Origin of the sequence: Metabacillus mangrovi (genome assembly GCF_009711125.1) — a bacterium.
Classification (GTDB): Bacteria; Bacillota; Bacilli; order Bacillales; family Bacillaceae; genus Metabacillus_B; species Metabacillus_B mangrovi.
Genome location: NZ_WMIB01000026.1, coordinates 20,998 through 35,580 on the forward strand (window position 1 = coordinate 20,998; position 14,583 = coordinate 35,580).

The 14,583-nt window shown below is 48.6% G+C and carries 14 protein-coding genes; 11 read left to right on the forward strand and 3 right to left on the reverse strand.

Features of this window, described 5'->3' with window-relative positions:
- The first annotated feature begins 290 nt into the window (after positions 1-290).
- Together GKZ89_RS18055 and GKZ89_RS18060 are read left to right on the forward strand one after the other, a co-directional pair.
- Positions 291-1,496, forward strand: a complete 1,206-nt coding sequence (locus GKZ89_RS18055; protein ID WP_155113799.1) for an MFS transporter — start codon at positions 291-293, stop codon at positions 1,494-1,496.
- 35 nt (positions 1,497-1,531) lie between these two features.
- Positions 1,532-2,491, forward strand: coding sequence for an LLM class oxidoreductase (locus GKZ89_RS18060; protein WP_155113800.1), 960 nt, complete (start codon positions 1,532-1,534; stop codon positions 2,489-2,491).
- A gap of 33 nt (positions 2,492-2,524) precedes the next feature.
- On the opposite strand, the gene GKZ89_RS18065 is transcribed toward GKZ89_RS18060, so the two are convergent.
- Positions 2,525-3,031, reverse strand: a complete 507-nt coding sequence (locus tag GKZ89_RS18065) for a hypothetical protein (protein ID WP_155113801.1) — start codon at positions 3,029-3,031, stop codon at positions 2,525-2,527.
- A 317-nt stretch (positions 3,032-3,348) separates the two neighbouring features.
- On the opposite strand from GKZ89_RS18065, the gene GKZ89_RS18070 reads away from it, so the two are divergent.
- The 8 genes from GKZ89_RS18070 to GKZ89_RS18105 all read left to right on the forward strand — a co-directional run bounded on the left by GKZ89_RS18070 (position 3,349) and on the right by GKZ89_RS18105 (position 11,469).
- Positions 3,349-3,783, forward strand: coding sequence for a ribonuclease domain-containing protein (locus GKZ89_RS18070; protein ID WP_155113802.1), 435 nt, complete (start codon positions 3,349-3,351; stop codon positions 3,781-3,783).
- Positions 3,784-3,848: 65 nt separating this feature from the next.
- Positions 3,849-4,136, forward strand: coding sequence for a barstar family protein (locus GKZ89_RS18075; RefSeq protein ID WP_155113803.1), 288 nt, complete (start codon positions 3,849-3,851; stop codon positions 4,134-4,136).
- A 75-nt stretch (positions 4,137-4,211) separates the two neighbouring features.
- The gene (locus GKZ89_RS18080) at positions 4,212-4,664 is read left to right on the forward strand and encodes a hypothetical protein (RefSeq protein WP_155113804.1); all 453 of its coding nucleotides are present in this window, start codon (positions 4,212-4,214) and stop codon (positions 4,662-4,664) included.
- A 47-nt stretch (positions 4,665-4,711) separates the two neighbouring features.
- Positions 4,712-6,313 (forward strand): DcuS/MalK family sensor histidine kinase, encoded by a 1,602-nt coding sequence (gene dcuS / locus GKZ89_RS18085; protein WP_155113805.1) that lies wholly within the window; start codon positions 4,712-4,714, stop codon positions 6,311-6,313.
- Positions 6,310-7,017: a response regulator gene (locus GKZ89_RS18090; protein WP_155113806.1), complete on the forward strand. Its 708-nt coding sequence runs from the start codon at positions 6,310-6,312 to the stop codon at positions 7,015-7,017. Before dcuS ends, GKZ89_RS18090 begins: the two co-directional genes overlap by 4 nt.
- A 120-nt stretch (positions 7,018-7,137) precedes the next feature.
- On the forward strand, positions 7,138-8,481 hold the full coding sequence (locus GKZ89_RS18095) for a 2-hydroxycarboxylate transporter family protein (RefSeq protein WP_155113807.1): 1,344 nt from the start codon (positions 7,138-7,140) through the stop codon (positions 8,479-8,481).
- An 18-nt stretch (positions 8,482-8,499) separates the two neighbouring features.
- The gene (locus tag GKZ89_RS18100; RefSeq protein ID WP_338324949.1) at positions 8,500-9,702 is read left to right on the forward strand and encodes an NAD(P)-dependent malic enzyme; all 1,203 of its coding nucleotides are present in this window, start codon (positions 8,500-8,502) and stop codon (positions 9,700-9,702) included.
- Between the two features lie 117 nt (positions 9,703-9,819).
- The gene (locus GKZ89_RS18105; protein ID WP_155113808.1) at positions 9,820-11,469 is read left to right on the forward strand and encodes a catalase; all 1,650 of its coding nucleotides are present in this window, start codon (positions 9,820-9,822) and stop codon (positions 11,467-11,469) included.
- 364 nt (positions 11,470-11,833) lie between these two features.
- On the opposite strand, the gene GKZ89_RS18110 is transcribed toward GKZ89_RS18105, so the two are convergent.
- Together GKZ89_RS18110 and GKZ89_RS18115 are read right to left on the reverse strand one after the other, a co-directional pair.
- On the reverse strand, positions 11,834-12,634 hold the full coding sequence (locus GKZ89_RS18110; RefSeq protein ID WP_155113809.1) for an alpha/beta fold hydrolase: 801 nt from the start codon (positions 12,632-12,634) through the stop codon (positions 11,834-11,836).
- Between the two features lie 119 nt (positions 12,635-12,753).
- Positions 12,754-13,842, reverse strand: a complete 1,089-nt coding sequence (locus GKZ89_RS18115; protein WP_155113810.1) for a LysM peptidoglycan-binding domain-containing protein — start codon at positions 13,840-13,842, stop codon at positions 12,754-12,756.
- A 233-nt stretch (positions 13,843-14,075) separates the two neighbouring features.
- On the opposite strand from GKZ89_RS18115, the gene GKZ89_RS18120 reads away from it, so the two are divergent.
- Entirely contained in the window at positions 14,076-14,360 is a 285-nt protein-coding gene (locus GKZ89_RS18120; RefSeq protein ID WP_155113811.1) for a hypothetical protein, read from the forward strand.
- Positions 14,361-14,583: the final 223 nt, after the last annotated feature.

The window sequence follows — 14,583 nt, forward strand, 5'->3', positions numbered from 1 at the left end:
GGTGATTGAATTCCCGACTTAGGTGATGGAATAAACGACTCAGGTGATTGAATTTCTAAATAACACTGGGATGCATTCAAAAAATAAAGAGCTGCAATCACAATATCTGCAAAATTATTACTTTCAAGTGCCTATACTACTTCAAAGTACGTACTGTTCTCCTTGAAGGAAACGATGCATAATAACTCATGTGCCCCGCATGATGTTGCGGAAGGTGCTTGATTAAATGTATGGAAATGAAAACGAAAGGCGCCTTCGTTTTCAGATTTTTATTCAAGGAGGAACAAAATATGAGTACACACTCAACTGCTATAGATCAGTCAAAAGCGAAAGGCGGGACACTTGCCCTCCTGGCTCTGGCAATCAGTGCCTTTGGAATTGGAACGACCGAGTTTGTTCCGGTTGGGCTGCTTTCAACCATCGCAGATGATCTGTCCATATCAATTACACTGGCAGGGCTTCTGATCTCCGGCTACGCCATTGGGGTAGCGATTGGGGCTCCTGTGCTAACTGCTCTCACAGGTAAAATGAACAGAAAAACACTGTTAATGTCATTAATGCTTGTCTTTATTATAGGTAATTCGGTTGCGGCTGTTTCAACGAGCTTTGAATTATTGATCGTGGCAAGGTTCATCACAGCTTTTTCGCATGGGATCTTCTTCTCGATCGGTGCGACGATCGCGGCAGATCTGGTGCCGGCTCATAAAAGGGCCAGTGCCATTGCTTTCATGTTCACCGGTTTGACGGTTGCGACGGTTACAGGAGTACCGCTCGGAACCTTTATTGGACAGGCTTTCGGATGGAGAGCCACCTTCTGGGGAGTGGCACTTCTTGGTGTGATTGGAATCATCGCAAGTGCGATTCTTGTACCGAAGAATCTGAAAGAAGCACCGCCTGCTAAATTCAGTGAGCAAATAAAAATCCTCGCGAATGGCCGTCTGCTGCTCGCATTTGCCATTACTGCACTCGGGTATGGCGGAACATTTGTCGCGTTCACGTATTTGACTCCATTATTGGAAGATGTAACTGGATTCAGCTCAAGCTGGGTAAGCATCATCCTTCTCGTCTATGGAGTAGCCGTAGCCATTGGAAATGTGGCCGGCGGTAAATTATCGGATAAAAATCCGTTAAAAGCTCTGTTCTGGATGTTTGTTCTGCAAACCATTATTTTGGTTGCCCTCACTTTTGCTGCTCCGTTTAAAGTGGCAGGGCTGATTGCAATCTTCCTGATGGGATTGTTCGCCTTCATGAACGTTCCCGGGCTGCAGGTGCTGGTCGTGAATCTTGCCGAAAAATATGTGCCATCCGCCGTTAATGTAGCCTCTGCTTTGAACATCGCTGCATTTAATGTTGGGATCGCCATTGGTTCCTTTATCGGCGGGATCATTGTAGACAGCATTGGTTTGATCCATACTCCATGGATCGGAGCGATTATGGTAGCCGGGGCCGTTATCCTGACTGCCTGGCTGCGCGGAATGGAAAGAAAAGCTGCATAAGCGACTGACAGATAAAGAGTAAAGGAGGGGATACAATGAGTTCATTTGCAGGGCATAAAGCTTATAACCGGACTTATAAAGAGGGGGAACTAACACTCGGCCTCCATGTCCCCCTTGAAAATTATCAATTCAGCACTCCGGCAATGGATAAACAGGAAGAGCTGGCGCAGCTGGCAGAGAAAGTTGGTTTTACAAGCCTATGGTTTCGTGACGTTCTGCTGGAGGACCCCCATTTCGGAGATCCGGCTGTCGGGCAGATTTATGACATGATGATTTACATGGCGTATTTGGCAGGGAAAACAAACGAAATCGGGCTTGGTACAGCCGCTGCTGTATTGCCGCTCCGGCATCCGCTGCGAGTTGCGAAGGAAATCGCCACGCTTGATCAATTGTTTCCTGGAAGGGTTCTTCTTGGGATTTCATCAGGAGACCGCCGTGCTGATTTTGCCGCACTCGGTGTCTCGCATGCAGACCGCGGGGAAGCATTTACAGAGGGGTATCATTATCTCCAGGACGTACTGTATGAGGATTTTCCAAGGATTCAATCAAAGCGAGGGAGCATCAGAGGAGCAAATCTGGTTCCGAAACCCATCAACCGAATTCCGACCTTTATTACAGGATATGCCCAGCAGGAAATGAAATGGTTTGCCGAGCATGGTGACGGCTGGATGTATTATCCTCGAAGCCCTCATGACCAGGAAGTAACCGTAAAGCGCTGGAGAGATCTCGTAGAAGAATATCAACCCGGTGTTTTCAAGCCTTTCAGTCAGCCGATGCATCTGGATCTGGCTGAAGACCCGAACGAAATTCCAAGGCCGATCCGTCTCGGATACAGGATTGGAAGAAATTATTTGATCGAACTTCTGAACATCTACAAGGATGCCGGTGTTAACCATCTATTCTTTGCTCTGTTTGACAGCCAGAGGCCCGCAGAAGAAGTCATTCAGGAGCTTGGGGAAGAAGTGGTTCCGTATTTTCCGGCTATCGCACCATAAAAAAAGCCTGCAGATTCGCTCTGCAGGTTTTTCTTATTTCCTTACCGGTATGTCGTTTTCTTCATAATCCCTTAAAGAAACCTCAGGATGAAAGGGAGCAAATTCATCCTTCCTCGGAAAGTCCTGATAAGCCTGTCTTCCGGTAGACCGGTAGCGGATGTGAAATTCTTCTTCATAGCCCGGATCTTCTTTTGCAATTGGAGTCTGTTTCATGCCTTCAATCCATTTTTCAAACCGGTACGTACCACGTTCGATAATGGTGCAGAGGTTTTCGAGAGAGTCGGTGAGTTCGTTCAGGCAGTCCATTCCATTGCGGAGGAGGATGCCTTTTTCCTGGGCTTTTTCGACGGAATGTTCGAGGCGGTACAGTTCTTTATTGTAGTAGAATTCGATATAGCAGCTGTTGCGGTCCCAGTTAAACTTGTAATCCTCGATCTTTAAGCGCTTAATCGTTTTGATCAGCTTTACTTCACAAGCATTTTGTTCCCTGTCCGGCAGGCCTTTAAAAAGAACATTTCTGAAAAAACGGTTCTTTAACATGTGGTCACCATCCTTTTTAGGAATGCCAAGCTCTTAGCCTATTTATTCGGCATAAAGCACCTGATTCCTTCATCGTCTTTCCATTAACTTGCCTGACTTCCTGAAAACGGGACCGAAGAAAGGCGATACAGGGGGAATGGCGGATATTTTTAGAAGCAGAGGCTTCACTTCCTGGCTTTTATCCCGCTCTCTATTAGTCGGATTTCACCGTTTTTTCCATCTGTTCCAATCTTTACAATCCTTTAACGATCTTAAAATAAAGCGTCTGTATAATTCAGCTTGTATTCCACATTATGAAAAGATGGAGGTATGTGAAGATGAACAAGCTGATGAAGTTAGGTACCATGCTCGCTCTTGTTTTTACGCTTGCATTCGGAGGGATCAGTCCGTCTGCTGAACATCAGGCTCCTGTTGCCAAAGCCGCTGAGATCACAAGCTTTTCAGGGATTATCAGCTATTTGAAAAACTATGGTGAACTTCCTCCAAACTTTGTAACGAAATCAGAAGCGTCCTCCTACGGCTGGGTATCAAGCGATTGCAACCTTGCAGATGTGCTTCCGGGCTACAGCATCGGTGGGGACCGCTTCTACAACCGTGAAGGAAAGCTGCCTGAAGCAAGCGGACGAATCTGGTATGAAGCAGATGCCTATTACACGTCAGGCTGCCGCAACGCCTCAAGAGTTGTGTATTCCAATGACGGTCTTTACTACTCCACAGATGACCACTACCGAACTTTTGACAGCTGGAACTGAATTGAAATTGGGGACTTGCTGTAACTGGGCAAGTCCTTTTTAATAAAAGAAAAGGAGGGTGTCAGATGAGAGAATTGATCATAGACGGCTTCAAGCTGCAGACGGAAGAGGAGCTGCATATCTACTTGAAAAAAGAACTGAAATTCCCTGAACACTACGGAAACAATTTGGATGCGTTGTATGATTGTCTAGTGGACTATACATCCCTACCGCTCACTGTAAAATGGGTTCATTTTGAAGAGAGCCGCAAGATTCTCGGGAGCCGGGCTGCTGCGCTTGCTTCCGTTTTGAAGGATGCAGCAGAGCAGGTGCAGGGATTGGAAATCAGGATTGAAGAAAAGGCTTCCTCTTAAGAGGGGGCTTTTTTTGAACGGCAGATGCCCATTCCGAATAAGATAGTCGAGGCGGGAAATAAAGGAGAACGAACGATGACCAAATCATCAAAAAATCAAAATGACAATGGCTCAGCAGAACTTCTTTCTTTTCTGAGCTCGATTTTACCGGAAAATAAAGGGTATTACAGTTGCTGGAATGTGATCTTGAAAAACTCGGAAGTCCGGCGAATTTTTCCTTCAGCCGGAATGAGACAGGGCATCATGGTCCGCAGCCGTCTAGTCATTGAAAATCTTGGAGATAGGGTGACCATCTATCAGGCAGAGGGGGTGTTCCGGAATCTTGCTGATCAGCAGATCTTCCCGGCAGACCGCACGGCCATATGCGGCAAAAGCTTCCGCGTGCTGGATAAGGGAGATGCTGCAAGCCTCACCATTGATGCATGGCTGTTACGGGACAGCCGTTGTGTAAAGCAGCTTGAGCTCATTATAAGAGGGACTGGCAGCCATCGGAAGATCACGGTTCCGCTGCAGAGGTTGCTTTCGTGAAAACATCCGCCTTCCTTTCTGTATAATAGGGGGGCAGAGGTGAGTGTATGAAAAAGGGGAAATGGAGTCTGCAGGTGACGATTACGGTTTTCGTATGCGCTGTAGTAGCTCTTTCTTTAGCAGTGACAAGTTTGCTTGTAACGAATACAGTAACGGAAGATAGTGAGCGGAATCAGGAAGAAAAGGCGAGAAACGCAGCCCGTATGATGGCAGAAACGCCTCTTGTCATTGATGCACTGAGCGGTAGAGGAAACAAAGAAGCTGTTCAGGATTTTGCCAATAAAATCAGGAAAGCGTCAGGAGTTCAATTTGTTGTAATTATGGATATGAAGGGAATCCGCCTTTCGCATCCCGAACCCGGGAAAGTCGGAAAGCCGTTTGTCGGCGGGGATGAAAAAGAGGTACTAAAAGGAAAAGAATACACGAGCATATCAGAGGGGACACTCGGGCGTTCCCTCCGCTCTTTTACTCCCATTTTTGACGGGGAGGGCAGAGAAGTCGGCGCAGCTGCAGTCGGCATTTCCCTTCAAGAGGTAAACGAAGCAGCGCAGAAAAGCCGGGAAAATGTCCTGACTGGAACAGCTTTCGGCATTCTGGCCGGAATTGCAGGGGCTCTCTTCCTCGCTCGGTATATCAAGAAAATCCTGTTTGGATTAGAGCCGTTCGCGATTGCCAAGCTTCTTCAGGAAAGGAGTGCAGTTCTGCAGTCCGTCCGGGAAGGGGTCATTGCTGTGGATCAGAATGCGAAAATTACGCTTGTCAATAAAGCGGCTGAAAAACTTGTTCGCAAGGCAGGCCTCAGCATGCCTGCACCAGTAGGCAAAGACATCAACGACTATATGCCGTCTTCAACATTGAGACGGGTGCTGAAGACTGGAGAGGCGGAACTTGATGAAGAGCAGGAACTAAGAGGGATCACCCTGCTCACCAACCGGGTGCCGGTCATCGTCGATGGGAAAACTGTCGGGGCAGTGGCGACGTTCCGGGATAAAACGGAAATCAGCCAGCTTGCCGAGCAGCTGACCGGTGTAAGGCTTTATGCAGATGCGCTTAGAGCCCAGTCCCATGAATTTATGAATAAACTGCATGTAATTCTGGGCATGACTCAAATGAAGCATTATGAAGAGCTTACCGCCTACATCAGTGGAATTACAGGGCAGCATCAAGGAGAAATCGGCTCAATCTCCAGGATCATAAAAGATCCTGTACTGGCGGGCTTTTTAATCGGAAAGGTGAGCAAGGCGAGGGAAGGTGGGGCAGAGCTTACCTGCACAGCTGATTACCCTGTTCCTGAAGGAGATGAACACCTCATCCATGAACTCATCACAATCATTGGGAATTTAATCGATAACTCGCTTGCAGCTGTTGAAAAATCTCCGCACAGGAAAATCGGCGTTCATTTTGACTATGGGGATGAGATTTTAACAGTGGAAGTAAAGGATTCAGGGAGCGGAATGAACGAGGAAATCCTGGGCCGGATCTTCGAAAAAGGCTTTTCGACGAAGGGCAGTGACCGGGGAATCGGTTTATACTTAGTCCGGGAAAGTCTGGGGAGGCTGGAGGGAGACCTCGAGATTGTTTCAAAAGAAGGGCGTGGAACGAAAGTGGCGGTTTACATACCTTATGCAGGCAGGGGGGGAACTTCATGATCCGTGTCATGATTGTGGAAGACGACCCGATGGTTGCGGAATTTAATAAACGGTATCTTGCACAGGCAGGAGGATTCGAGCTCGCAGCGATCTGCAGCTCGGTTGCAGAAGCGATGGAGGAACTGGAAAGAACAGAGGCCGAGCTGATCCTGCTCGACATCTTTATGCCGGGAAAAAGCGGACTCGACCTTCTCGGATACATCCGGGAAACGAAAAAGGAGATCGATGTCATCGTCATCTCCGCGGCTTCGGATATCGGCCGAGTGCAGAAGGCGCTCAGGCTCGGCGCAGTAGACTACCTGATTAAGCCTTTTGAATTTGACCGGTTTAATGAAGCGCTCACTGCGTATCAGGAAAAAGCTTCTTTTATCCGGAATCAGCAGGTCCTCAGCCAAAAAGACCTGGATGAGCAGCTGCTCCGCAAAGAAGAGCGCCATTTGCCGGAGGATCTCCCTAAAGGACTGACAAAAGATACGCTGGAACTGCTGTGGAAGGCCATCCAGGAGCTAGAGGCCGGGCATTTTTCCATTGATGATCTCGTCAGTGAAGTAGGAATCTCGCGCGTCTCCGTTCGCAAATATTTGAAATTCCTGATTGACATCGGCGTATTGAATGCGAAGGTCAGCTACGGGACCGTAGGAAGACCCGTATATCAGCATGAAGTCAATCACACGAAAATCCATATCATGAACCAATACGTGTAAGCGGATCCGTCCGCTTGCTTTTTTTATTATGATAAACGCTTTCATAAGTTTCATAATCTAGGAATCCCCGATGTTTCCTCCTATTATGGATAAGGAAAGAAGAGACAGGAGGTCATTCCATTGAGATCAGCTGAGAAACTGCAAACGCTTCCTTTTGAAGAAGAGAAGCAAAAGCGCAAAGGCATTTGGTACAAAATCAATCAAATGAAAGTCGGAGTCATTCCGCTGCCCGTCTATCTTGTATTAGCACTCATCATATACGCAGCAGCCGTCAATAATCAGCTGCCAGCCGACATGATCGGAGGATTTGCCCTCATTATGGTGATGGGAATCCTGCTCGGCGACCTGGGCATGAAAATTCCAATTTTAAAAAGCATTGGCGGACCAGCCATTTTATCACTTCTGGTGCCGTCTGTCCTCGTCTTTTACGACGTGCTGAATCCTGCTTCCATGGAAGCAGTCACGACCTTGATGAAGACATCCAACTTTTTATACCTTTATATTTCCATTCTGGTGGCAGGGAGCATTCTAGGCATGACCCGGAGCCTTTTAATCCAGGGCTTTATGAGAATGTTTGTCCCGCTCGTCCTCGGTACTCTCGCATCTGTAGCAACAGCGCTGCTCGTTGGGTCGCTTTTCGGCTACAGCATGAAGCACACCTTCTTTTATATTGTTGTGCCAATCATTGGCGGAGGCATTGGAGAAGGCATTCTCCCGCTGTCACTGGGGTATTCGCAAATCCTTGGGGGAACGCCTGAAACCTACGTTTCCCAGATGATCCCGGCAGCCGTCATCGGCAACATAGCCGCGATCATCTGCGCAGGACTGATGAAAAACCTTGGAGAGCGCAGACCGGAGCTTACAGGCAACGGTGTGCTGGTGAAATCCAAGGACGGAAACACCTTCAAAGAGCAAGGCTTCGAATCGAAAAAAATCGATTTTCCGCTAATGGGAGCCGGACTGCTGATCGCCTGCACATTCTTTATTTTCGGAGGTCTGGCACACAAATTCCTTGGAATACCGGGACCGGTACTGATGATCGTTGCTGCGACCCTCGTCAAATGCTTTCAGCTGCTGCCTTCCACAATGGAGCAGGGGTCGTTCCACTTGTACAAGTTTATCTCATCAAGCCTCACATGGCCTCTTATGGTCGGGCTCGGGATGCTCTACATACCGCTTGAAGATGTCGTGAAAATTGTAACCCCAGGTTACGTTGTGGTCTGTATCAGCGTGGTCATAGCTATGGTAACGACGGGTTATTTTACAGGAAAGCTGATGAAAATGTATCCAGTCGACTCGGCAATTGTGACAGGCTGTCACAGCGGTCTGGGCGGAACCGGCGATGTAGCGATCCTTTCCGCCTCCAACCGGATGTCGCTTATGCCGTTCGCTCAGGTGGCGACAAGACTTGGTGGTGCATCGACAGTCATCTTAGCGATCCTGCTTATGAAATTACTCGGTTAATAAAGGAGAGGGAAATCAGTGAATGAAGCAAGCATAAAAGAAAAAGCCTTACAGCTCCATCAAGAGCTTGGCGGTAAAATAGAGATTACAGGAAAAATGGACATCCAATCTGCACAGGACTTGAGCCTTGCCTACACACCCGGTGTAGCAGAATCATGCCGTGTCATCGCAGAAAACAGCGAAGAAGGCTACAGCTTGACAGCAAGAAGCAATATGGTGGCCATCGTGACGGATGGAACGGCCGTCCTCGGAATGGGCGACATCGGCCCTGAAGCCGCCATGCCGGTAATGGAAGGGAAGTCCATGCTGTTCAAGCAATTCGGGGGAGTAGATGCTTTTCCGATCTGCCTTGCTGAAAAAGACCCTGATGAAATCGTGAAAATCATCAAAGCGCTGGAACCTACATTCGGAGGCGTGAATCTTGAAGATATCGCTGCACCGCGCTGTTTTGAAATAGAAGAAAGACTCAAAAAAGAGCTGAACATCCCGGTCTTTCATGACGACCAGCACGGGACTGCAATTGTTGTCTACGCTGCACTAATCAATGCTCTGCGCTTTGTGCAGAAAAAACAGAGCGAAATCAAGCTGGTGGTGAATGGTGCAGGATCTGCCGGAATCGCCATCGCAAAGCTTCTCCTGGAAGCCGGCATCAGAAATATCACCCTCGTCAGTCTGGAAGGGATTCTCTGCCCGGGCGAAGAATGGATGAATCCGAGCCAGGCCAAAATCGCAGAGCTGACAAACTTGGAAAGAAAACAAGGCACGCTGAAGGATGCCATCATGGGTGCAGATGGATTTATCGGCGTTTCAGGACCGGGAGCACTCACTGGAGAAATGGTCCGGACGATGAACCGGGACGCCATCGTCCTCGCAATGGCCAATCCGACTCCGGAGATTTATCCGGCAGAAGCTCTCGCTGCAGGCGCCGCAGTCGTTGGTACAGGCCGGTCGGATTTCCCGAATCAGGTGAACAACGTTCTCGCCTTCCCAGGCATTTTCCGCGGAGCCCTCGACTCACGGGCTTCAGACATAACAATGGAAATGAATCTTGCTGCGGCACGGGCGATCGCGGAGCTAGTCACTGAAACGGAGCTTAACCCGAATTACATTATCCCGGATGCGCTTGACCCGAGAGTCGCATCAAGTGTTGCCGCTGCAGTAGCAGAAGCCGCGGCTGCTTCAGGAGTAGCTGGAATCAGAAAACTGCAGGAAGTCAGATAAGTAATTTAAGCCGGCCATTGAGCCGGCTTTTTCATTTTTCGAGGCGCTCTTATTGTTGTTTAAATTTTTTGAAAAATGATAGAATAAACTTGTCATTAATTTTGGGGAGGTATTACTTTGGCAGATCACAAAGATGACCAGACTTCAAAAGGACAAGACACAAAACGCGAGACACTCACTACACGGCAGGGCCATCCGGTACCGGATAATCAAAACATCCGGACAATTGGAAACCGCGGTCCCGGAACTCTTGAAAACTATCATTTCATCGAGAAAATTTCACACTTTGACCGCGAGGAAGTACCGGAGCGTGTCGTTCACGCCCGCGGTTCAGGGGCTTTCGGCTATTTCGAAACGTACGGAAAAGTCGGAGATGAGCCGGTCGAGAAGTATACCCGAGCCAAAGTTTTTTCCGGCGCAGGGAAACAGACCCCTCTGCTCGTGCGCTTTTCAACAGTGGCCGGAGCGAAGGATTCACCGGAAACCGCCCGCGACCCGCGCGGTTTCGCAGTCAAGATGTATACAGAAGAAGGCAACTGGGATCTCGTCGGGAACAACCTGAAGATTTTCTTTATCCGCGATGCCATGAAATTCCCGGACATGATTCACGCATTCAAAGTGGATCCGGCGTCAAACGTGGCGAATCCTGAGCGGATGTTCGACTTCGTATCCCGCACACCTGAAGCCACACATATGATCACCTTCCTGTTCTCTCCATGGGGCATTCCGGCAACCTACCGCCACATGCAGGGTTCAGGCGTCAATACGTATAAATGGGTAAATGAAAAAGGCGAAGCCGTACTCGTTAAGTACCATTGGGAACCAAAGCAGGGCATCCGCAACCTGACACAGGAAGAAGCGGACATGGTCCAGGCGAAAAACGTCGCCCATGCTACACAGGACCTGTACGAATCCATTGAACGCGGCGAATACCCGGAATGGGAACTCTTCGTTCAGATCATGGAGGACGACTATCATCCGGAGCTCGACTTCGATCCGCTCGATGATACGAAGCTGTGGCCGGAGGATAAATTCCCTTGGAAGCCGGTCGGAAAGATGGTCCTTGACCGCAACCCGGTTGATTTCCATAGTGAAATCGAACAGGCTTCCTTCGGTACGGGGGTCCTCGTTGACGGGATGGACTTCTCTGACGACAAAATGCTGCAGGGACGCACATTCTCTTATTCCGATACCCAGCGCTACCGTGTGGGATCAAACTACCTGAAGCTGCCGGTCAACGCACCGAAAGCACCGGTCCGCACGAATCAGCACCGCGGCCAAATGGACACCCGCGACCCGAAGGAAAACGGGGAAAACCCGCACATCAACTACGAGCCATCCACGCTCGGCGGATTCCAGGAAGCCGGCTTCGAAGACCGTCCGCAGCACCGTCCGACTTACAATGCAGCGGCGATGAGCGAACCGATCGACCGCCCGAACAACTATGGGCAGGCCGGTGACACATACCGCAGCTTTGAAGACTGGGAGCGCGATGAACTGATCAGCAATCTCTCAGATGCCCTCGCCGTCTGCGACAAACGAATCCAGGATGCCATGATCGACCACTTCACCCAGGCCGACGAAGACTACGGCCGCCGCGTGCAGGCAGGCATCGAAATGAAAATGAAAGAAATCCAGGAAATGAAAAAAGAAGACAAGCTCCCTGGCCGCGAAGCCGGCAAATCCAAATACGGCCAAGGCACAATAGCAGCCGAAGAAGCCGTAAAAGACGCCGTCAAAAAGAGCCACGAAGCCGATCCATATTAATCGAGAAAAAACCGCCGGTCCCTAGTTGAGGGGACGGCGGTTTTTTGATGGGGTGCGTTAGTGGTGGGGCAGGATCAGTGGTGAAGCTTTTGCGGGGTCAGCCCCCGGTTCTGCTAAAGGATGAAAGCTTCGGCACCACATGTGCGATCCCTTGTGCCCCAACGGTTTGGAGTGTCTCTGTCCCCTGTTGCGGTAAAGCAGTGCGGGACTGACCCCGCCCTGCAGCGTCCCGTATCAAATCGTCCCGCACCGAATACCCCGCCCTGCAGCGTCCCGTATCAAATCGTCCCGCACCGAATACCCCGCCCTGCAGCGTCCCATCCCATCCACAAAAAAACCGGCCTCATTGGCCGGTTTCCACTATCTATAACAGCTTTAAAAGCTCTTCATTAAATTTCTCTTTCTCATCATACACAACCCCATGGCCGCTCTCTTCAAATGTGATGAGTGTGGAATTCTCAATGCTCTCATTCAGCATCACTGCAAATTGATAGTCGCAGATTTCATCCTTCGTGCCGTGCATGATAACAGTCGGTACGTTGACCTTTCCAACTTCATCCCGCAGATCCTCATCCCGCAGTGATTCCGCACAGGCGATGGTGCCATGGGCTGAAGCCTGCAATCCAAGATTAAGGAACCATTGGTCGAGGGTCTCTGACGTCTCGGAATAAAAGAAATTGCTTCCAAATTCTTTTAGTGCCGCTGGACGGTCTGCTTTGATCCCTGCGATTAATTCGTCGACTTCTTCTTTTTTCATTCCGTATTCATAGCCGTCGCGCTGGGTAAATACCGGTGCCGCTGCCCCGATCAATATCAGTTTAGCAAGGTTGGGATCCGCATATTTTGTTGCATAGCGGATGCTGATCGGACCGCCCATTGAGAAACCGGCGAGGTAGAAATTCTCAAGCTGCAGGTATTCCACAACTTTTTTCAAGTCTTGGGCATGAGTGTCATAATCGTATCCGAAAGCGGGCTTGTCCGATTGTCCGAAACCACGCAGGTCAATCCCGATAAAACGGTACCCTTTCTTAGGAAGCTCGTTCATCTGATATTCAAACATTTGATGATTAACCGGCCAGCCATGGATAAAAACAATCGGCTGCCCTTCCCCGATATCCTCTACAAACAGCTTCACATTTGCATCAACTTCAATATAGTGTGCCATAGCAATGACTCCTCCTTGAGAACCATAATATGCCATACTTTTTCCCTAAGCAGGGGCCTCTAAACCTTCCAGTACTCTATACAAAAAACCCCCCGTTATGGACCGGGGGGTCTGCTGATTTAGTGTGTAACCCAATTTTTTAAGAACGGATACGGATTGATGGCTTTGTAACTCGCATCATAAATGCCAATATGCAGATGCGGAACAAATTTTCCGATCGTGCCCGGTTTTCCATAGCCGCTGTCGCCAACTTTACCGATGTATTGGCCGCGTTTCACGGATAGTCCGGCCTTCAACCCTGGCGCATACGCGTTTAGATGAGCATAATAAACCCGGTATCCTTCGCTGTTTCGGATCGTCAGTCTCCAGCCGCCGAGCTCATTCCAGCCGTATCGTTCAATGACTCCGTCAGATACAGAGTAAAGAGGAGTTCCTTTTTTAGCCATAATGTCAATGCCTTCATGAGACCGTGAGCCGCCATAGCTTCTTGAATAACCAAAGGAATCAATATATGGCTGGTATGTTCCAGCTTTAAAAGGAAAAAGACCGTCTTGTAAAGCCGGCAGTGCAGGCAATACACCCTCTGTCATTTTAAGCTTTTGCCCAACATAGATCGTATCGGACTTAAGGTTGTTCAATGTTTTTATTTTTTGAACAGAAGTCTTGTACTGGGCTGCAATGGCAGAGAGGGTATTTCCCGGTTTAACTGTATAAATGACCGTTTTCGCTGTAGGAGCGGGTGCCGGAGCCGGAGCCGGTTTTGGAGCTGCAGCCGGTTTTGGCTTAGGAGCAGGCTGTGCGGAAGCCGCTTTCGGAATGGTCAAGGCTTGTCCAACCTTAATGGCTGAAGATTTTAGACGGTTAGCAGACTGAATGGAACTTACAGACACTCCGTATTTTTTTGAAAGGCTGTAAAGTGACTCACCTGATTTTACGGTATGCTTCAGTGAAGCAGCCGGTACAGCAGGTTTTTTTGCAGCTGGCTTTGCCGCAGAGGGCTGTGATACGTAAAGAGTCTTACCGATGTGGATCGTGTCACTTTTCATGCTGTTCCATTGCTTAAGCTGAGGGACGCTGACTTTGTATTGGCTTGCAATCTTCCATAAACTTTCTCCAGGCTTCACTTTGTGAGTCGAAGCAGCTTCGGCTTCTGCTGTAATTGTCAGCATGCCTGCAAGTGCGATTCCGGCAAAAAGGCTTTTTTTCATGGTGACCGAGGATCCTCCCTGTTTCCGTTCTATAATACCATTACAATAGTACCATATTGGGAGAAAATGAGAAGTGAAGAAATAAGACCGTTTTAAAATAGGTCATTAGACTCTTAAAGTCGACATTTACTATTTTAATAGCCTAATGAACACATTTCAAAAAAATCATACATGAGATCCGAAAAGAAAGGGTAAATAAGCAGATAAGAAGAGTTGAAGGAGGAATAAACAGGATGAAAAAATCTGTGATGAATTATGCTTTCTCCGGTGTGGTGCTGGCAGGCAGTGCAGTGTGGGCTGCCGCAGCGTATAAAAAGCGCCAGAAAGAACTGGAAAAAGACCGGGAGAATCCGAACCGCAAGCTTCACCAAATAGAAAGTGCCGATGCAGATAAAGATCCGGAGGAAAAAGACCTCACTCAGCTCGATTCCGTTCAAAAATCAGAGTGGGTAGCCAATGGATTCCCCCAAACCCATGCAGAAAGAAGAGCTTTGGAAGAGGAAGAGGTAAAAAACTAGCAAAAAAGCCGGCTAACCGGCTTTTTTTGTTGGCTCAAGAGGGAATTGGAGGGGGATTCTATTCATTGGAGACCGTATATCAGCGAAAATCCTAAGATATCGTCGAAAATCCTAAGATATCAGCGATATTTTTAATATATCGTCGAAAATAAAAATATATCGTCGAAAATCGTAATATATCGACTTTTCGGGAGGATTCGACAGCCTGCCGGTCATCTTTTAA

Excerpts from the sequence above, each read along its gene's own strand:
- GKZ89_RS18055 (WP_155113799.1), top strand. The coding sequence starts at position 291 with ATGAGTACACACTCAACTGCTATAGATCAGTCAAAAGCGAAAGGCGGG.
- GKZ89_RS18060 (WP_155113800.1), top strand. The coding sequence starts at position 1,532 with ATGAGTTCATTTGCAGGGCATAAAGCTTATAACCGGACTTATAAAGAG.
- GKZ89_RS18065 (WP_155113801.1), bottom strand. The coding sequence starts at position 3,031 with ATGTTAAAGAACCGTTTTTTCAGAAATGTTCTTTTTAAAGGCCTGCCG.
- GKZ89_RS18070 (WP_155113802.1), top strand. The coding sequence starts at position 3,349 with ATGAACAAGCTGATGAAGTTAGGTACCATGCTCGCTCTTGTTTTTACG.
- GKZ89_RS18075 (WP_155113803.1), top strand. The coding sequence starts at position 3,849 with ATGAGAGAATTGATCATAGACGGCTTCAAGCTGCAGACGGAAGAGGAG.
- GKZ89_RS18080 (WP_155113804.1), top strand. The coding sequence starts at position 4,212 with ATGACCAAATCATCAAAAAATCAAAATGACAATGGCTCAGCAGAACTT.
- dcuS (WP_155113805.1), top strand. The coding sequence starts at position 4,712 with ATGAAAAAGGGGAAATGGAGTCTGCAGGTGACGATTACGGTTTTCGTA.
- GKZ89_RS18090 (WP_155113806.1), top strand. The coding sequence starts at position 6,310 with ATGATCCGTGTCATGATTGTGGAAGACGACCCGATGGTTGCGGAATTT.
- GKZ89_RS18110 (WP_155113809.1), bottom strand. The coding sequence starts at position 12,634 with ATGGCACACTATATTGAAGTTGATGCAAATGTGAAGCTGTTTGTAGAG.
- GKZ89_RS18115 (WP_155113810.1), bottom strand. The coding sequence starts at position 13,842 with ATGAAAAAAAGCCTTTTTGCCGGAATCGCACTTGCAGGCATGCTGACA.
- GKZ89_RS18120 (WP_155113811.1), top strand. The coding sequence starts at position 14,076 with ATGAAAAAATCTGTGATGAATTATGCTTTCTCCGGTGTGGTGCTGGCA.